Origin of the sequence: Globicatella sp. PHS-GS-PNBC-21-1553, assembly GCF_033564055.1 — a bacterium.
Taxonomy (GTDB): Bacteria; Bacillota; Bacilli; order Lactobacillales; family Aerococcaceae; genus Globicatella; species Globicatella sulfidifaciens.
The window spans coordinates 1,705,801-1,725,733 of the sequence record NZ_CP085470.1; the positions used below are offsets into that span (position 1 = coordinate 1,705,801).

16 protein-coding genes and 1 other annotated feature are annotated in these 19,933 nt (G+C 36.4%); of the genes, 12 read left to right on the top strand and 4 right to left on the bottom strand.

The genetic code is table 11. The features are described 5' to 3' along the window. The first annotated feature begins 3 nt into the window (after positions 1-3). Positions 4-224: a binding site (T-box leader), on the top strand. A gap of 68 nt (positions 225-292) precedes the next feature. Genes leuS through LB888_RS08305 form a run of 5 tightly spaced genes read left to right on the top strand, consistent with a single transcriptional unit; the run spans position 293 to position 8,836 of the window. Then, a complete protein-coding gene (gene leuS / locus LB888_RS08285) occupies positions 293-2,701 on the top strand; it encodes a leucine--tRNA ligase (RefSeq protein ID WP_318752562.1) in 2,409 nt (802 codons plus the stop codon). 14 nt (positions 2,702-2,715) lie between these two features. Beyond that, positions 2,716-5,919 carry an oligosaccharide flippase family protein gene (locus LB888_RS08290; protein WP_318752563.1) on the top strand — a complete coding sequence of 1,068 codons (3,204 nt, stop codon included), beginning with the start codon at positions 2,716-2,718 and terminating at the stop codon, positions 5,917-5,919. After that, complete coding sequence (locus LB888_RS08295) at positions 5,919-6,644, top strand: pseudouridine synthase (RefSeq protein WP_318752564.1); 726 nt, start codon at positions 5,919-5,921, stop codon at positions 6,642-6,644. Before LB888_RS08290 ends, LB888_RS08295 begins: the two co-directional genes overlap by 1 nt. A gap of 14 nt (positions 6,645-6,658) precedes the next feature. Further along, the gene (gene pepV, locus LB888_RS08300; RefSeq protein ID WP_318752565.1) at positions 6,659-8,056 is read left to right on the top strand and encodes a dipeptidase PepV; all 1,398 of its coding nucleotides are present in this window, start codon (positions 6,659-6,661) and stop codon (positions 8,054-8,056) included. A 3-nt stretch (positions 8,057-8,059) separates the two neighbouring features. Further along, positions 8,060-8,836, top strand: coding sequence for an RNA methyltransferase (locus LB888_RS08305; protein WP_318752566.1), 777 nt, complete (start codon positions 8,060-8,062; stop codon positions 8,834-8,836). A 272-nt stretch (positions 8,837-9,108) separates the two neighbouring features. On the opposite strand, the gene LB888_RS08310 is transcribed toward LB888_RS08305, so the two are convergent. Next, a complete protein-coding gene (locus LB888_RS08310) occupies positions 9,109-9,999 on the bottom strand; it encodes a mechanosensitive ion channel family protein (RefSeq protein ID WP_318752567.1) in 891 nt (296 codons plus the stop codon). A 152-nt stretch (positions 10,000-10,151) separates the two neighbouring features. On the opposite strand from LB888_RS08310, the gene LB888_RS08315 reads away from it, so the two are divergent. The 3 genes from LB888_RS08315 (at position 10,152) to ccpA (ending at position 12,428) form a co-directional block, all read left to right on the top strand. Continuing rightward, positions 10,152-10,718 (top strand): DUF948 domain-containing protein, encoded by a 567-nt coding sequence (locus LB888_RS08315; RefSeq protein WP_318752568.1) that lies wholly within the window; start codon positions 10,152-10,154, stop codon positions 10,716-10,718. Between the two features lies 1 nt (position 10,719). Continuing rightward, positions 10,720-11,238, top strand: coding sequence for a YtxH domain-containing protein (locus LB888_RS08320; protein ID WP_318752569.1), 519 nt, complete (start codon positions 10,720-10,722; stop codon positions 11,236-11,238). 188 nt (positions 11,239-11,426) lie between these two features. Beyond that, entirely contained in the window at positions 11,427-12,428 is a 1,002-nt protein-coding gene (gene ccpA / locus LB888_RS08325) for a catabolite control protein A (protein WP_318752570.1), read from the top strand. Positions 12,429-12,810: 382 nt separating this feature from the next. Here ccpA and brnQ read toward each other — a convergent pair whose 3' ends face one another. After that, on the bottom strand, positions 12,811-14,115 hold the full coding sequence (gene brnQ / locus LB888_RS08330) for a branched-chain amino acid transport system II carrier protein (RefSeq protein ID WP_318752571.1): 1,305 nt from the start codon (positions 14,113-14,115) through the stop codon (positions 12,811-12,813). A gap of 145 nt (positions 14,116-14,260) precedes the next feature. Between brnQ and LB888_RS08335 the strand changes: the two genes are divergently transcribed. Together LB888_RS08335 and LB888_RS08340 are read left to right on the top strand one after the other, a co-directional pair. Next, the gene (locus LB888_RS08335) at positions 14,261-14,896 is read left to right on the top strand and encodes a sugar O-acetyltransferase (RefSeq protein WP_078756571.1); all 636 of its coding nucleotides are present in this window, start codon (positions 14,261-14,263) and stop codon (positions 14,894-14,896) included. A 442-nt stretch (positions 14,897-15,338) separates the two neighbouring features. Further along, positions 15,339-16,109: a hypothetical protein gene (locus LB888_RS08340; protein ID WP_318752572.1), complete on the top strand. Its 771-nt coding sequence runs from the start codon at positions 15,339-15,341 to the stop codon at positions 16,107-16,109. Positions 16,110-16,443: 334 nt separating this feature from the next. Here LB888_RS08340 and LB888_RS08345 read toward each other — a convergent pair whose 3' ends face one another. Continuing rightward, positions 16,444-17,679, bottom strand: coding sequence for a transposase (locus tag LB888_RS08345; protein ID WP_318752573.1), 1,236 nt, complete (start codon positions 17,677-17,679; stop codon positions 16,444-16,446). Between the two features lie 312 nt (positions 17,680-17,991). After that, positions 17,992-19,047 carry a peptidoglycan-binding protein gene (locus LB888_RS08350; protein WP_311921124.1) on the bottom strand — a complete coding sequence of 352 codons (1,056 nt, stop codon included), beginning with the start codon at positions 19,045-19,047 and terminating at the stop codon, positions 17,992-17,994. A 233-nt stretch (positions 19,048-19,280) separates the two neighbouring features. On the opposite strand from LB888_RS08350, the gene LB888_RS08355 reads away from it, so the two are divergent. Continuing rightward, positions 19,281-19,859, top strand: coding sequence for an SLBB domain-containing protein (locus LB888_RS08355; protein ID WP_318752574.1), 579 nt, complete (start codon positions 19,281-19,283; stop codon positions 19,857-19,859). Further along, complete coding sequence (locus LB888_RS12205; RefSeq protein ID WP_412928330.1) at positions 19,847-19,924, top strand: hypothetical protein; 78 nt, start codon at positions 19,847-19,849, stop codon at positions 19,922-19,924. Before LB888_RS08355 ends, LB888_RS12205 begins: the two co-directional genes overlap by 13 nt. Positions 19,925-19,933: the final 9 nt, after the last annotated feature.

The following is a 19,933-nucleotide window of genomic DNA, read 5'->3' on the forward strand; positions in this document are numbered from 1 at the left end:
AATATTGAATCAATGATTAGAATTAGTAGATAAGTAAAATCATCAGAGAGCTTGTGGTCGGTGTGAACAAGTGATTAAGTTTATCGAACTCATCTCAATCGATGTTTATCTGAATAAAGTAAGATAAGCCGTATAATCTGCGTTAAAGATTTGAGGCATAATGTATTTATTAAACTTTTCATTATGCAAAAATAGGTGGTACCGCGCTATTTGGCGCCCTATAGCAAGGTCTTTTTGTCTTGTTATAGGGCTTTTATTTTTATTTAGATTATTTTGTTTTTAGGAGGAAATTATGGTTTATCAACATCGTATTATTGAAAAGAAATGGCAAGATTATTGGGATAAACACGAAACATTTAAAACGACCGAACGTGAAGGACATCCTAAATTCTATGCCTTAGATATGTTTCCATATCCGTCAGGACAAGGATTACATGTAGGACATCCTGAAGGTTACACAGCTACTGACGCGATTAGTCGTATGAAACGTGCACAAGGATTTGATGTGTTACATCCTATGGGGTGGGATGCCTTTGGTTTACCTGCCGAACAATATGCATTAGATACAGGAAATGATCCAGCTGAATTTACTGAAAAAAACATTTCAAATTTTAAGCGTCAAATTAAATCTTTAGGATTCAGTTATGATTGGAATCGTGAAATTAATACAACAGATCCACATTATTATAAATGGACCCAATGGATTTTTTCTGAATTATATAAACGTGGTCTTGCTTATGAACAAGAAGTGGCGGTGAATTGGTGTCCAGCTTTAGGAACAGTTTTAGCTAATGAAGAAGTTATAGATGGTGTCAGCGAACGAGGTGGTCATCCTGTTTATCGTCGTCCAATGCGTCAATGGGTATTGAAAATTACGGCTTATGCTGAAAGATTGTTAGAGGATTTAGAGTTAGTTGATTGGCCAGAAAGTATTAAGGCGATGCAACGTAATTGGATTGGAAAATCGGAAGGGGCAATGGTTACCTTTAAGATTAAAGATTCTGATCATGAGTTCAAAATTTATACCACACGTCCAGATACATTATTTGGGGCAAGTTATACTGTTTTAGCACCTGAACATGAATTGGTTAAATTAATTACTACTCCCGAACAACAAGAAGCAGTTGAAGCCTATGTTAAAGAAGTTGAAACTAAGAGCGAATTAGATCGTACATCATTAAATAAAGACAAAACAGGAGTCTTTACTGGAGCTTACGCCATCAATCCTGTAAATGGACAAGAGATTCCTATTTGGGTAGCAGATTATGTTTTATCAAGTTATGGGACGGGAGCTGTAATGGCGGTGCCGGCTCATGATGAACGTGACTTTGAATTTGCAACGAAACATCAATTACCTATTACACGAGTAGTTGAAGGTGGCGATTTACCATTTGTCGAGAATGGTGTGCATATTGAGTCTGACTTTATTAATGGACTTGAAAATGAAGCAGCTATTAAGAAAATGATTGAGTGGTTAGAAGCTGAAGGGGTTGGCGAACACCAAGTCAATTATCGCCTACGTGATTGGTTATTCTCTCGTCAACGCTATTGGGGTGAACCGATTCCGGTTATTCATTGGGAAGATGGTACGACCACTTTAGTTCCTGAAGAAGAATTACCAGTGATGTTACCGAAGACTGATGAAATTAAGCCTTCAGGTACTGGCGAATCGCCGCTAGCTAAAATTGAAGAATGGGTCAATGTGGTCGATCCTGAAACAGGGATGAAAGGTAAACGTGAAACACATACCATGCCACAATGGGCTGGTAGCTCTTGGTATTTCTTACGTTACATTGATCCAACAAATGAAGAAGCGATTGCTTCCCCAGAAAAATTAGCAAAATGGATGCCAGTGGACTTATATATTGGTGGTGCAGAGCATGCCGTGTTACACTTATTATATGCACGCTTCTGGCACAAATTCCTATACGATTTAGGTATTGTTCAAACTAAAGAACCTTTCCAAAAATTATTTAATCAAGGTATGATTTTAGGGGCAAACAATGAAAAAATGTCTAAATCAAAAGGGAATGTTGTTAACCCAGATGATGTTGTCAATGAATTTGGTGCTGATACTTTACGTGTATATGAAATGTTTATGGGACCATTAGATGCTTCGATTGCTTGGAGCGAAAAAGGCTTAGAAGGTAGTCGACGTTTCTTAGATCGTGTCTATCGTTTAATAATCGATGAAGCAACCGGTGAAGTAAAATCAACTGTCAAAGATGAAGCAAATGAAGACTTAGTACGTGTTTATCACCAAACGGTTAAAAAGGTAACCGAAGACTTTGAAAACTTACATTTTAATACTGCAATTTCACAAATGATGATTTTCTTAAATGCAGCTAAAGACCAGCAAGTATTACCTTTAGCCTATGCGAAAGGATTCATTCAATTATTAGCACCTTTAGCACCTCATTTAATGGAAGAGATTTGGGAAAAATTAGGTGGAACAGAAAGTATTCAACATGCTGAATGGCCTACCTTTGATGAAGCTTTAACCGTTGAATCGCAAGTTGAAATTGTCATTCAAATTAATGGTAAATTGAAACAAAAAATGATGGTAGAGGTTGATTTATCTCCATCAGAATTAGAAGCAGTTGCCTTAGCAGATGAACAGATTAAGTTGGCCATTGAAGGAAAAACAGTACGTAAAGTGATTGCAGTACCTAATCGATTAGTAAATATCGTAGCAAATTAAAAGGAGCCAATGATATGACAGACAATAATCGTCAAAATCGTTCTTATTCTAATATTGATTTAGAAGAGACGATTCAGTTTACACAGGAAGACTTAAGTAGGCTGAGACGCCCGAATCGTCAACCAATTGATGGTGATTATTTTACTGAACAAATAAGCGGTAATGAGCGTCCAGTTGAGGCAAATGAGTCACAACAAAGCAATGGTTTTAACGCAGTTTCTAATGAGTCACAAGCTGATGAAGGAAGTGAACAGCAAGCAGCTGATCATGATGTTTATTCAAAGCCCAATCGTCAAATGAGTTCTAATGCTGAACGACCAAAAGAATTTCAATCTTATCCTAATGAAACAGTAATCGAAGATTATCCTGACTTTACTACACAAGATTATCATCATTCGAATACTGGCAATACGGAGGATAATACTGAAGCTTCTTCAAATGAACAGTTTAATTTTAATGAAGTGAATTATCAGCAACCTCAAATCGATGATTCTTATCCTATTGAACCTGATGAGGTGGTAATCGATTCAGATATAGATTTCAAAGAACCAACTACTACCGATGATCAGTTTGAAGCAGCTAAAAAGGCTAATCATCATGATTCTTCTGAGGAACCAGAAGAGAATCCATTTGTTTATAAATCAAGAACCCAAAAACTACGTGAACAATATGAAGCAGAAAAAGAAAGGGAACAGCAAGCGATTCGTGAACGTCGTGAAAAATTAATCAAAAAGTTTGAAGACACCTACGAACCGGTTTACGATGAAAATAATCTTTCGACCTTTGATCAATACAATCAGTTTGAACAAGATAGAGCAAAAGCCACTGAGGAAGCAATGCCAACGTCATCAATCAAGACGAATAAAGAGCAACAGGTAGTTCAATCAGCGAATAATCAAGTAAATATGGAACAATCTCCGATTTCAGAACTTTCGTTTACCGGTTTCCTCGGTCACATTAAAGATTCTATTGCCCATAAATTCAGTCAAAATGATGAAGAGGTGTCTCAGCTTAACGAGGCAACCGAAGAAAATGAAAGAAGAGCATTGCAATCGCAGAATCAACGCATTACTCAGCAGACTAAAATAAACCATTCCTCTGAAAAAGGAGGTCTATTTGAAAGCGATAGCCAAGTAACTGCAAGTGTAGCAAGTAATCCATCTAATGATTCATTCAATGACAATAGAACAAATGACACTGAAGACGTTGAAGCATCGTACATAGATGAATCATCAACCTACACAGACGATACATCAGCGCAGACAAATGAACAAGTAATAACTAGCGAAGACAGAACAGCTCAAGACGAAAGTAGCCAAAAAGCAGAGCATATTCAACTTGATCATGAAGCGACGACCGTTGAAGCCAGTGGTGTTGAGGAACAGGATTCTGCAACAGCAAATGGAGAAGCGTCTGCTAAAACGAAAAACGATTCGGTAGGTAAAGTATTAGCAGATACTTCCGCTGTAAATATTGAAGCAGTAAGTGAGCAAATCGTTCAACAAACACAATCATTCGAGGGACCTATCTTAACCGATTCGGTATTAGATGAAACCATCGTAAATGATGATTTAGTTGAAAATGATGTTCAGGAAGAAGAAGCATCTTTCGTTAAGGGGACTGCTTGGTTAACAGCAGGCAATATTATTTCTAGAATTTTAGGTGCTTTATATGTGATTCCTTGGGGGACCTGGTTTGGTACAAGTTATACAACTGCCAATGTGCTCTATGGGATTGGTTATAATCCATACGCGCTATTCTTAGCCATCTCGACGGCAGGTTTCCCGAGTGCGATTGCGAAACAAATGGCCTACTATCATTCACAGAAAAAATATAAATCAGCTGATAAAATTTTCAAAAACAGTTTATTAGTGATGTTAGTATCTGGTTTAGTATCGGGTGGTCTATTATTTATTTTAGCACCATTTATAGCGGGCATTTCCTCAACTGATAATCCGCAAGCAGCGGTTGTGGTGATCCGTTCATTAGCTCCGGCGTTACTAATACTACCCGTGATGAGTTTATTGCGTGGCTATTTCCAAGGATTTGGTGATATGGTACCAACAGCTGTTTCTCAAATTCTAGAACAAATTGCCCGCGTGGTTTATATGCTAGCAGCGACGTATGCGATTATGAAGATGCTTGATGGCGATGTTACCAAAGCAGTAGCACACTCTACCTTTGCAGCTTTTGTAGGGGCCATCTTATCATTAGTTTATCTCGTATTCTTATACTTCCAACGTCGTGGAGCGATTAACTTATTAATTGAAACAGCTGAAGAAGATGACGTCAACACCTTAGACTTCAAAGCGAGTTTAATGATTTTATTAAAAGATAGTATTCCATTTATCCTTTTAGGATCAGGTATTATTATCGCGAAATTCATTGACCAAATCACCTTTAAGTTCATTTTAGAAAGAACGTCAACCATGTTATTAAGTGATATTAGTGAGTTGTTTGGTGTCATGAACTTAGATGTCGATAAATTAATTATGATTATTATTTCGATTGCAGTGGGTATGTCACTATCATCGATTCCATTAATTACGAAGCTTTATGCCAACCATGAAGAAGGTAAAACTGCAGAATTGATTGAAAAAATTTCGATACTATTCTTATTAGTGATGTCACCAGCAGCATTTGGAATGGCAAGTATTGCTAATAATATGTACCAATTATTCTATCCTTATGGTCACGAAGCGGGTCCATCATTATTAGTAACAGCCTCAGTTTTAAGTATTATTTTAGGTGCTTATACGATCCTTTCTACTATTATTCAATCGATGAATTATCGTCGAGCAGCTATTCGCTACTTATTAGTCGGTTTGGCTGTGAAATTGACTTTACAATTTCCATTAGTTGCTTGGTTAAATGCTCATGGTGCCTTGATCGCAACCTTACTAGGTTTCTTAGTCACTTGCATTTTAACTGTTTGGAAACTAAATGAACTGGTTCACTTAGACTTTAAGAACATGTTACCAACTATTATCATTATTTATTCAGCCACTTTATTAATGACCGTTTCAGCTTGGTTATGGAATAGTTCACTTGACTTATTATTTGGTCCAGTAGGACGTATTCTTACATTTGTTAAAATCTTAATAGTGGTCATCTTTGCGGCCTTTGTTTACTTCGGGGTTCTCGCACTATTTGGTAAACTCTCATTATTAATCGGTGACCGTCATCGAGCATTACAAGATAAGTTGAGAATGTTCTAATGAGATTAGATAAATTATTAGCCCATACAGGTTATGGTACACGTAAAGAAGTAAAGCAAATAATTACCAATGGCTGGGTTGATATCAATGGTCAAACTGTTAAGAAAGTTGGCTTTCAGGTTGATATCGAAAATGATGTGGTGACAGTTGATGGGCAAGTAGTCCAGTATCAGAAATACCACTATTACATTATGAACAAACCAGAAGGAATTATTAGTGCCACCGAAGATCACTATCATGAAACAGTTATCGATTGGTTAGGTCCAGATTACGCCCACTTGGATTTATTTCCTGTGGGGCGTTTGGATATTGATACAACAGGTTTATTGTTATTAACGAACAATGGACAATTAGCTCATCAATTACTGTCACCTAAGCGTGAAGTACCCAAACGTTATTTTGCAGTGGTAAATGGGATTGTCGAAGAAAAAGACATCGATAAATTCGCTAAAGGTTTAGATTTAGGGGATTTCGTGACACAACCAAGTCAATTAATGATTCTTAATGTTGATGAAGCAAAAAATCAATCCCGAATTGAAGTCGTGATTCATGAAGGAAAATTCCACCAAGTAAAACGAATGTGTGAAAAAATTAATTGTGAAGTGATTCAATTACAACGTCTTTCAATGGGACCACTAATCTTACCAGATGATTTACCTATTGGAGAATTTAGGCCCTTAAATGAAGACGAATGGACACTTTTAGAAGATTTTGGTATTGAATAGGAGTTGAAGAAAAAATGGTAAATTGGTTACAAGAAGTTGAAAACCGAAAAGAAACATTATTTGAAGATTTATTTAGATTATTACGGATCCCTTCTGTTAGAGAAGATGATAAAGCAACGGACGAAGCACCAGTAGGTCCTGGCCCTAAAGCAGCTTTAGAAGAATTTATGAAAATGGCTCAAGAAGATGGTTTTGAAACCAAACAATTTGGACCATGGGCTGGTCGTATCGAAGTCGGTTCAGGCGATGAACTAATGGGGATTTTAGGTCATGTGGATGTGGTTCCTGTCGGTACGGGTTGGGAAACAGATCCCTTTGAACCGGTCATTAAAGACAATCGTATATATGCTCGTGGCTCAAGTGATGACAAAGGGCCAACGGTTGCAGCTTATTTTGCAATTAAATTATTGCGTGAATTAGGTTATGACTTCAATAAGCGTGTTCACTTAATTGTCGGAACAGATGAAGAAAGTGGCTGGCAATGTATGGATTATTATTTCCAAAATGCGGAGATGCCTGATTTTGGTTTCTCACCAGATGCGGTATTCCCGATTATCAACGGCGAAAAAGGTAATGTTAGTTTTTATTTAGATTTTAAATCTGAACCCACTGAAGGCGATGTTACTTTAGTGAATTTTGAAGGTGGCTTACGTGAAAATATGGTCATCCAAGATGTGACCGCGACGGTTAAAGGTTTAGATAATACTGTTACCGAACAATTTGCAACATTTGTCAATGAGCATCAATTGTCTGGAAATGCAGAATGGCATGATGGCGTTGCTGAATTTAAATTAGTAGGAAAAGCGGCTCATGGTTCTACTCCTGAAAAAGGGCATAATGCGGCGACTTATTTAGCTGTATTCTTAAATGAATTTGCTTTTAATAATAAAGCAGCACAAGATTTTATCACTGCTTTAGCAACAGAATTACATCAAGATTTCAAAGCAGAAAAAGTAGGGGTTAGTCACCATCATGAGGTAATGGGCGATGTTAGTATGAATGTGGGGATTGTGTCATTTAATGAAGCAGATGGCGGTCGCATTGTATTAAACTTCCGCTTCCCTGAAGGGACAGAACCAGCGATGATGTCTGAGAAATTTACCAATGCTTTAACAAAATATCAATTTAACTTAACAGTCGGAGAAAGCAAAGAACCTCATTATGTGCCAGCGGATGATCCATTAGTCGCAACATTACTCGATGTTTATACTAACCAAACTGGTTTAGAAGGTCATGAAATGTCGATTGGTGGCGGTACTTATGGTCGTTTAATGCCACGTGGGGTCGCTTATGGAGCCTTATTCCCAGATTCAATTGATACAATGCATCAAGCAAATGAGTTTTTAGCGATTGATGATTTATTACGTGCTACAGCGATTTATGCTGAAGCCATCTATCGCTTAACGAGATAAGCTATGTTAAAAATTACTTCAAAGCAAAATGCCCAATTAAAACAATGGCGTAAATTAGCAACCACTAAAGGTAGAAAACAAAGTGGACAATATATGATTGAAGGCATTCATTTAATTGAAGAAGCATTGCAATCAGGTGTGAAAATAAAGTATTTGATTTACTCAGAGCACTATTTAGCAAAGAATGAGCCTTTTAAAATGAAGCACTCAGCTGAAGAAGTTTTATTAGCTGATAATTGTTTGGCGGAATTAAGTCAAACGGAGACGACGCAAGGCATCTTTGCGATTATCGAAATGAGAAGTAAGCCGACCGCAATAACCAAAGAATTTAAGCGTATTTTGTTGGTTGACGCGGTTCAAGATCCAGGTAACCTTGGCACCTTAATTCGGACGGCTGATGCGGCAAATTACGATGCGATTATATTAGGCACCGGAACGGTTGATGTCTATAACGATAAAGTGATTCGTTCGACTCAAGGGTCGTTATGGCATTTACCGATTATTCAAGCAGACTTAAACGAATGGATTCCCCAAGCACAACAACAAGGCACCACAGTATTAGCGACAGCTTTACATCAATCCGCTATTGACTATCGTCAAGTTGAGGTGAAGGAAGCGACCGCAGTAGCTATTCTTGTTGGAAATGAAGGACAGGGCGTTAACCAGAGTCTAATTGAATTAGCTGACCAATCAATCTATATTCCGATGCCTGGACAAGCCGAGTCGTTAAATGTTGGTGTAGCAGGTGCCATTTTGATGTTCAAGTTTGTTAATGAATGACCTTAAAAATTATGATCTGAGATTTGACTAAAAACAGTTCAATCGATTATCAATATTAAAATGGAGCAGGTATAGGTTGCACGACGATTCTCTAAAAAAGAGCTCAATCGATTATCAAGATAAAAACCTCAAGTTTCGAAGGCAGTCTTCATCCAATTGATGGAGTGACTCCTAATTAAACTTGAGGTTTATTTTTAGGGCTCTTTGTCAAATGGTGTAGGTGAATAGAAACGACCCTGTTCATTCACATCAAAAAGTATAGAGCCTTTATACTATGATGGGGTGACATTTTGTTGGTATACTCTAATTTCACCACTATTTAAACTGACGCCATTGGTCATTTCTTCATTGAGCGCTGTCAAATACAGTTCATAAAATTTACTGGTTAATTTAAATTGTTGACCATTGGTTACTTTGAAAAATATTTGGTAACTAAAGGTTTGGTTATCATTTTTGGTCAGACCGATAATATTCGGTTCATCATGTAAAAATTCAGCATATTGTTCTTTAATACGATCCGTCTCACGTTCAACGATTTGCATCCATAATGCAAGATTAGTAGTCGTAGAAATTGGTAATTCAATGGACATGCCAACGTTCTCTCGACTTAAATTAGACACAATATTAATTTCACGATTAGGAATATAGTAAACTTGACCACTAGGTGTTAAAAGAGTGGTTGAACGGATACCAACGGATTGTACTGTTCCTTTAATACCTTTATTAGGAATTTCAATCACTTCATCTACATCGAATTGACCTTCTGAGATAATAAAGAAACCATTGATCACATCCGTAACAAATTCTTTGGCCCCCATCCCAAAAGCGAAGCTGGCAATGCCGGCACTGGCCACTAAAGTAGCAACCGGAAAACCTAAAATTGATAATATAGTGTAAAATAAGAAAAAGTATAATAAATAGGTCAAGGCATTTTTAGTTACTTTTGCTAATGTATTCACCCTTTGTCGTGAGGTGTTTTTATTTTTAGCAATGAGCATTTCTTGAATTTTATAATTAAAAATCCGGTTAATAAACGCCCTAATGAGTAAAAAGAGCACATAGGTTAAGATAAGTTGAAACATAATGATTAAGATGTCGGTTGCTCTTTCTTCCCACTGTGTTTTAATAAACGTTTGGAACCACTGATCGGTTTGATTTAACATAACTCACACTCCTCGTATATTATCATAGCATATTTTATCAAGTTAGTGTTTTTGAAAGTGAGATGAAAACGAAGTGTTATCAGTTGAGTTGGAAGCGGAATCGTGCTATATTTAGTATATATCAAATTTGAAGAACTGGAGATGATTATCCTATGGATTTAGCAGGAATCGCTGCAATTATTGCGGCCTTGGCGTTTGCTGCACTTGTAATTGTTCTTATCATCAGTCTGCTTAAAATACCAAAATTAATTGCAGAATTACAAAATACCATCCAAAAAGTGAATACGACGATTGATGTCGTTACAAAGGATGTTGATGGTCTTTCAATCGAAGTAGAAGGATTATTAAATAAAACCAATTCACTAATGGATGATGTAAATGGTAAAGTTAGCAAGATTGATCCTTTATTTACAGCAGTTGGTGATTTAGGCTTAACAGTATCAGAAATTAATGTCTCTGCCAAAGACACGGCGAATAATTTATTAAGCGGCATTGGTAGAAAAAAACCATCAAAGACACAAAGATTACAAAAAAATATTAAGTCATTGTCAAAAGTTAAAGACTTTGTTTCACCAAGTAAACAAGAAAAAGCAGTTGTGGATGAAACAGTGCCAGTGACGCCCCCAAAATCAGCAATTGAAGAAGAATTAGAATCAATTAGAAACCGTAAGCCTTCTTCTACAGCAGGCGAAATTACAATTAATGAAGGAGTGAAATAACATGGCTAAAAAAGATAATGGTGGATTTGTTTTAGGTGCTTTATTGGGTGCAGCAGTTGCCGGGTTAACAGCTTTATTGTATGCCCCAAAATCAGGGGATGAATTACGAAAATCTGTTAGCAAAGATGTGGATAAATTAATCGACCGTGCACGTGATTATAAAGATACAGTAGTTGAACGTGGTGTAGAAATGTATGATTCTGCAGCAGAAGTAGCAAGTGAAAAATCTGAAGATATTATGCTAAATGTTCAATTAACAGCAGAAAATTTAAAAAATCAATTTAATGAATTAAAAGAAGATGGTAAAAAATTTGTTGCTAAAAAAGAAGAGCAACTAGATGAATTAACCGAAGATATCGAAATTGAAGTTAATCAAGCGGAAGAAAAAGCTCAAGAATTTGCTGAAGAATTATCGGAGGATGTTGCTGATAAAGCAGGAGAATTTAAACACGAAGTTGCTGATAAAGCAGAAGAAATTGAGCACGAAGTTTCTGAAAAAGTGGAAGAAATTCAAGAATAACATTTGCAGTTTAAGGGATTGAAAATATTTTCAGTCCCTTTATTCTATTTTCAAGAAAAAATTAACGAAAAAGCAGCTTTCATAGAGAGAGTATTAAGATAATGAAAAGTTGTAAATGAAACGCTTGCAATTCATGAAAATTTATGGTACATTAGTTTCAAAATAATAATAACGGGAGTGAAACTCTGATGGAAAAACAAACAATTACAATTTATGATGTTGCACGTGAAGCAGGAGTTTCAATGGCTACAGTATCTCGAGTTGTCAATGGGAATCCGAATGTAAAACCAGCAACTCGTAAAAAAGTTAACGAAGTCATTGAACGTTTAGACTATCGTCCAAATGCGGTGGCTAGAGGGTTAGCAAGTAAAAGAACAACTACAGTTGGCGTTATTATTCCAAGTGTATCTAATGTCTTCTTCTCCTCACTAGCACGTGGGATTGATGATATCGCAGTCATGTATAAATATAATATTATTTTAGCAAACTCTGATGAAAATCCTGATAAAGAAGTTTCGGTGTTTAATACTTTATTAGCCAAACAAGTAGATGGAATAGTTTACTTAGGGAATTCAATCGCACCCAAATTACGTGCAGAAATCGAACGTACTTCAACACCAGTCGTTTTAGCCGGAACTGTAGCTGAAGGTGATGTATTCTCCACAATCAATATACGTTACTTAGATGCAGTGAGAGAATCAACTGAAATGTTATTAGAACGCAACAAAAAAATAGCGCTTATTACTGGACCGTCTGAATATGAAATCAACAAAAACCATTATTTAGTTGGCTATAAAGAAGCATTGAAAAAACATAATGTAAAATTTGATCCAGACTTAGTCATTCAAGGAGATTTTGATATTGATTCAGGAGATGATTTATATGGTCAAATCAATGCAACTGGCGCAACAGCTGCTGTTGTAGGCGATGACGTTGTAGCAGTAGCATTATTAAACGCATTGCAAGATCACGGGATGAAAGTACCTGAAGATTTTGAAATTATCACGAGCCATAACTCAACTTATTGCCAAATTGTCCGTCCTAAATTAACTTCTATTCAATTACCATTATATGATTTAGGGGCTGTCGCAATGCGTCTATTAACCAAAATCATGGCTAAAGAAGAAATTGAAGAACGCAATGTATTATTACCACATAAGATTATTGAAAGAGGCTCAACACGCAAATAAAAGAAAGGTGATATAAATGAAAGTAAAATTCGAGAAACTCCAAACATACGTTACCATGTTTCTATTGGTAGTGCAATTCAGTCGATTATTATCATCAGTACTTGAACGTCGCAAAGAAGAAAAGCTTGCTAAGCGCGCTAATAGAGCATAATTATTTTACTTTGTCTCACTCTTAAAAGGGAGTCGGGGAGAAGATAAAATCGGTTGATTCTCACTTCATAGTCCCGCTCCTCACACAGTGTTGAGTATGCATAAAATAGGTCTAATACGATACTTTTTATGCTGCTCAATGGTGTGTTAATATAAAAAATAAATGAACTGCTCCCGGTCTATTTGAAAGGGGGCAGTTCATTCGTTTTGTTAAGGGTTGACCTTTGCCAAATTAGTTAGGAACAGCTTGACGATTAGTCGTAAAATAAGCCATGATCATTAGAATAATGACTGGCAACATCCAGTTGAGACCTTGATCAGCCAGCGGTAAAGCCTCAGTTAATGCGGTTAAGATTGGTATTTTAATCCCCATACTAACTAAAGAATTTATGATACTAATAAAGCTAACAACATAGGCAATGATACGATAGGTTAGTTGACTGTGATGAAGCCAATTATCCGTTAAGGTTAAAATAATTAGCGTAATCGCAATCGGATAAAGCAATACTAAGATAGGGACTGAATAAGTTAAAATGCCATCTAAACCAATATTAGCTAAAGCAAAACTCCATAGAGTTAAAATCACCACATAAGTATGATAGCTCAATTGTGGTAAAATACGATGGAAAAATTGTGAAATGGACGTAATTAAACCTACGCAAGTATTAAAACAAGCCAATACAAAGATGATACCTAAAACAAGCGTGCCAAATTTACCTAAAAGTAAAGTACTGGACGCCACTAAAATATTGGCTCCATTGGCTCCAACTTCTACCTTGTCTGCACCGTATTGACCAATAATCGTTAAACACCAATAAACAAGTGCTAATACCACACCGGCAACGATACCTGCTTTAGTTGCTACCTTCACGACTTTTGATTCATCTACTTTAAGATTACGTACTGCTGTCACGATGAGTAATCCGTAATTTAATCCCGCTAAAGTATCTAAAGTATTATAACCTGATAAGAAACCAGTGGTAAAAGCGGCTGTTTCATAACCATTAGAAGGCTCTAAAAGTGTCGGTTGTTGATGAGTAAAAGCTAAAATGGTCAATAATAAGATTAAGACTAATAATGCGGGGGTAGAAAACCGTCCAATCCGATCGATAATTTTATTGGGCGTCCAGCAAAGAAGAGCTACTAGACCAAAATAAACAGCTGAATATAAAATGAGTGGCATTGTGGTAGACATCTCACTATTTAACCAAGGTTTAATGGCCATTTCAAAGGAGGTACTGCCAGTTCTTGGAATAGCAAGTCCTGGACCAATCGCTAATAAAATACCAATGGTGATAATATAAGCGAAGAACGGATCTACTTTACGACCTAAGTTTAACAGTCCATCGGTTTTGGCAACCGTAATAATACCTAAAATCGGTAGAATAACGGCTGTTATTAAAAATCCAAAATAAGCTGACCAAATATTGCTTCCTGCTAATTGTGCTACTGAAGGTGGGAATATTAAATTACCTGCTCCAAAGAATATCCCAAAGGACATCAGGGATAGAGCAAAAAAGTTCTTTCTTTTTAACATAAATCTCTCCAAATTCTAATTATTTTATTACTTTACAATATAACATCAAAAAATTAGTGATGCAATAGATAACCCATAGAATAATTGAAAGCAATTCCAAAGCGTGATATGATGGAAAAGTAACAATAAGTAGAGGTGATTTAAAATGAAAGAAAAATTACATACAGGAGAATTATATTTACCGAATGTTTCAAGTATTATGGACCAACAACTTCAATGTTTAGAATTATTATACGATTATAATCACACGCGTCCTACTGAGGGTGAGAAACGATCCGCTTTACTAAAAGAAATGTTTGCTGAAATTGGTGAAGGTTGTTATATTGAACCGCCATTTCATTCCAATTGGGGTGGACGTAATGTTCATTTTGGAAAAAATGTTTATGCTAATTTTAATTTAACGTGCGTGGACGATACCCATATCTATGTTGGTGACAATACAAAGCTAGCACCTAATGTGGTTTTATCGACTGCCACTCATCCCATCGATTCCGGTTTAAGATCCCATGCTTATCAATATAATTTACCGATTCATATTGGCAAAAACTGTTGGTTAGGTACGGGCGTAATGGTAATGCCTGGGGTTAAAATAGGTGATAATAGTGTTATCGGCGCAGGTAGTATTGTGACAAAAGATGTTCCCGCTAATTCTCTTGCTTATGGCAATCCTTGTCGCGTAGTGCGAGAAATCGGTGAGTATGACCGTCAATATTATGCCAAAGGTCGTGAGATTGATTGGGATGAAATAAAACGTCAATTAGAAGAGGAAGCTGGCAAATAAATGCCTTAGTAGAACTATCAACCATAATTAATTTTAATTGATGATATAAAATGACGAATAAAAAATGAGCAAATAGTAAATTTTGTAAATTGTGCTAAACTAGAGAAGAGACGTATAATGGAGAACTTCTGTCAAGTGATGGCTCCGTAATTATAAAATCATCGGTGAGAAGTTTTTACCTAACAATTAAAGAAATACCAATTTGATTGTGCGGGGGTTGGCCGACGAAGCGGAGACTATTGAATTTTCTACTTCTCATCTACTCCCAACTGTGCGGGGGCAGGCCGACGAAGCGAAAATTATTCAATTTTCTACTTTTGGTCTACTCCCTTTTTTGATTAAATCGAGTAGCAGCGATGGATTGTTTAATTTGTAATCGAATGGTAATAGACTTTCAATAACACTTTGATACAATTTAAGAAAACATCAAGGAGGCATTTGAATGAATAAAATAATTTCTAATTTAATAAAACTTTTATTTATTATATTCGTTTGGGGCTTCCTATTTTGGAACAATCGACAACCAATTCATGAGATTGTGAGTCAGACAGACCGTTCTGCGGTTGATAAGGGACTTCAAATTACTCGACAAATTTTAGGGGCTAACCAGCAAGAAATTTCCAATCAATCAACCGGTAAAAAAATTGGTACTGAAAATGCTACTTCAAAATCACCTAGAACACTTGATGAAGCGGTGTTAACATCCGTAAATTATTTATCCGCACAGGAAGCAGCTCAACAATTTAATCAACAACTGAATATCGAGAGCCTTAATGAGCATTTTACAACTTTAATTAATCAAACGCGTGCTGCCAATAACTGGTCGATATTATCAGTAGGTTATCATTTAGCAACCGGTGTTGACCAAAGAATTAACGAATTATCAGACTATCATTATTTAGGTGCTCAAACAATTGATTATCAAGATTTTCGTAGCCTATTTGAAATAGAGCATGCAAGTAGTCGATTAGGCGAGAATCTTTATGAATTATATATTGCTGCTGATGATATCCATCTTTCAACCTGGCTAAAACCAGAAATCTTAGCTGATTATTTGTATAGAGCTTTTGAAACGTCAACACATGCTGATCTATATCAAAATTTTAATAGTCAATACATTAAAGTCGTTGCTTCGCCAACGGATTTTAGAGTTGATGATACCGCCTATGTTCGTTTAGTAGTGGTCTTAGTGATGGATACACAAGTAGAATAAAAGGCGAATTAATTATTATCTTTTGGATGTTATGAGAATAGGGAGTAGACAAGCGATGCTGAACAGACGAAGCGAAAATCATTTGATTTTCTACTTCTGGTTCACTCCCGCTTGCCCACTCTTTATTTTTTGTGTGCAGTGGTCGTTGAAAATTATTCAATCTATGAGATGCGTCCTATATCAACTACTCTCTGTTAAAACAGAGAGTTTGTCCTAAACATGGTGGTTGTACGAACGATGTCATATCTCCAACCGTTTAAAGACACTAAGGGATGGTTGACTGGCACCCCATCAATAAGCGGTCTGTAGACACTTACTGAATATTGTTTTATGTTTAATAATTTTGTATTGGCACAACTTTTTCAAACCGTAGGTTTTTCTCACTCGACAGATATCGGTGACCCAATTCTTTAATATTGATAGCTGCCACACGGTCATCATTTGATTGATACCCACAATTCTGACAAGTAAACAAGTGCTTATCTTGTTGTCTATTCGCTTTATCAATTGATTCGCATTTTGGACAACGTTGGGACGTAAATTGTGCGGATACTTTTAAAACTTGCGAACCACTTTCTAAAGCTTTGTACATTAACTTTTCTTCAAAATCGAAGAATCGCCAAGAATGGTGTTCATACCGTGCATCTTGCTTACGGTGGTGAGTCGTGTTAAAAGTAACGTTCGTAAGATCTTCCACCACAAACAAGGTATTGGCCCCGTATCGGTCAACGAGTGTCTTTGATAATTGATGGTTCACATCATTCATCCAGCGGTTCTCTCGTCTTTCAATTGTTTTAAGGCGTCTACGACTTGATTTGGTGTTCTTCGCTTGTAAGGACTGGCGCAATTTCTTAAAATGCCGTCTTTTCTTTATCAAGCTTTTACCCGAATAGAAGGTAGTATGAGCTGTATCATCCGCAATTGTTAGTATCTGTCTTAAACCACGGTCAATGCCTACAATCCGTTGAATATTAGCTTCATCTAGGTTGTCTATCTCTTTACTTGCGGACACGTGTAAGAACCACTTACCCTTACGACAGAGTAATTCAGCTTGACCGAACTTGTAAGCATTCTGGCTAAATTGTTGAAGATAAGCGATATGTTGCTTATCACAAGACACTTTAATTCGTCCTTGATTGGTCGTCAGTGAATAGGTGTCGTCTTGATGATAAGCGTAGTTACGATTACGTACGAATACAGCGACTGGTCGCTTAAACCCTAGGGGTTTCGTTAAATGGTAAAGGTCTTTATATAGCGTATGATAGTTACCTGTATGGATATCTTTATAACGCTTAGGTTTTTGTTTAAACTGTGTTTTCACGGTCTTATATCTCGCGATTACCGTACGCATCACGGACTGGGCCATTTGCGATTGCAGCCCAAAATCCTGACGTATCTGATGATACAAGGCGTTATGCAAAGTCGTTTGACCTAATTCAAAGTCATGGTCAAAGATATATGTCGAAACAAAATTACAAGCGTTTAAAAACTGTTGTTGGGTTTCTTCGAATTTTTCAATATCACTAGCACTTGGGTATAATTGCACTTTAATCGTTTTCGTTAACTGCATCTTGTCACCTCTTTCCTCTTAAATACATTATACCAACTATATTAGTGAAAACATTAACGATAACCTAGTAAAACCAACAAAAAGAGCTGCCTATTTCGCTAATTCCTCCTAGGTATTAATACCGAGGTTTACTTAGCTGACAGCTTGTATATGAAGGTATAAAAAAATTGAGTGATAATTTCCGGTTAAATACCGAATTTTATCACTCAATTATGCTGTTTGATAAAGAGTAGGGTGACATAATGAAAATTATTTCATTACGATATCTTAGTCACGCTCTTATCTCCTAGCAAAGATTATTTGATTAATCCATTATTTTTCAGCAACTTCTGCAATGGCTTGTAAGTAGTTAGCAGTATCGGCTAATGTAGCACCTGAAACAACATCAGATACATTTCCATCTTCACCTAAACCAGCAACTTCTTCAATGCCAGCTTTTAATTCTTCGATTGTTTTTCCATTAGCATAAGCTGCAACCGCGTTTAAGTTATCTAAGTAGCTTACAGTAGAACCTGCTTTATCAGTCATCAATTTAGAATATCCTTCGTTATTAGCAATCTTAGAAATTAAGAGTGATCCTTCTGCAATCCCTTTACCAAAATCAGCATCTGAGTTTGGTACACCTGTAAAGTCGCCACCTGCTTCAACAATTTGGAATTCGTCAATAGCAGAAGCAACTACTTTATCGCCATCAACTGCAGCACTTACTAAAGCAAATGATTTAGTACCGTGAGGTGCCGCAATTTCTTGTTTTAATACTAGATTATCAGCGTTTGCTTCAACTCCAGTAAATTCATAACCTTCAGTTATAGCTTCCGCAATTGCTTTTAAGTAGCCTGATGTATCAGCTAAGGTAGCACCTGAAACAACATCAGATACATTCCCATCTTCACCTAATCCGTCAACTTCTTCTACTAATGCTAAAATTTCATCAGCAGTTTTTCCTTTGGTAGCTTCAATGATCGCTTTAAAGTTTTCCCCGATGGTGACAGTAGAACCTGCTTTATCAGCCATTAATTTAGAGTAACCTTCATCGTTGTCTAATTTACCTACTAATACTTGGCCTTCCGCATAGCCAGCACCAAAATCACTATCTGAGTTTGGAACACCTGTAAAGCCACCATCTTTGGCTACGAATTGGAATTCATCGATTACAGCATCGACTAATTTGTCACCTTGTAATAAAACAGTTACAGCAGTGAATGCTTTGTCTCCGTGAGCTGCTGTATAGTAACGACGCATTGTGACAGCTTCTTCTTGAGCTTGCACAATAGCAATATCACCAGTAAATTGTGTCGCTACTGGAACAGCTACAGTAGCAGCTGATAACACTAGCAAACTAGATAAAACGATTTTTGATAATTTCATGTGAAATTCCTCCTAAACTTGATAGCTAAATTATAGCATAGGATTAATTTATTGTGAAGCCTTTCATAGATAATTTTTATAATAAAACGAAAAATGTTTCACAAAATTTAATAAATAGTGTATTCGCGAAAGTTTACGTATTTATAGATAATAATGAGTTAATCATAACTTAATCATAACTTGCCGTGAAGGATCATGTTAAGAAATAATCTATTAGCTAAGGGGGAGAGATTGTGAATAAAATTAGCGATATTTTCAAAGAAAACAAAGTGGTGCTTGTGATATTTATTTTAGGTATCGTTTATTTTCTGTTTCAAAACCGACCAAGACCTGTATCAATTTTATCAGAAAGCGGAGAGATGATAATAGATGAGGACCTCTTAACCATGTCGACTACTGACTCAACGGAAATAACAACCCAAGAAATGATTATTTATGTAGATATTAAAGGTGAGGTTAGAGATCCGGGTGTTTACCAATTATCAAATGGTGCGAGGGTCATGGATGCGATTGAGTCTGCCGGAGGGTTAACCAATGAAGCCGATGAAGACCAATTAAATTTAGCTTTATTACTCAGTGATCAAATGGTGATAGTGGTGCCAAACATCAATCAAACCTTGGAAGAAGAGTTTTCGATGGTCAATTATTTTGCTAATGAAACAGATGAAGATCCTCATAATGAATTAAAAATTAATATTAATGTTGCGGATGTAGCCGAATTGACTTTACTGCCTGGTATTGGTGAAAAAAGGCGCAGGCAATTATCGACTATCGTGAGGAATATGGTTCTTATCAAACAATTGAAGACTTAATGAATGTGAGTGGCATTGGTCAAAAAACTTTTGATAAGTTATCAAGTATGATTTCGATACAATAATGATATAAA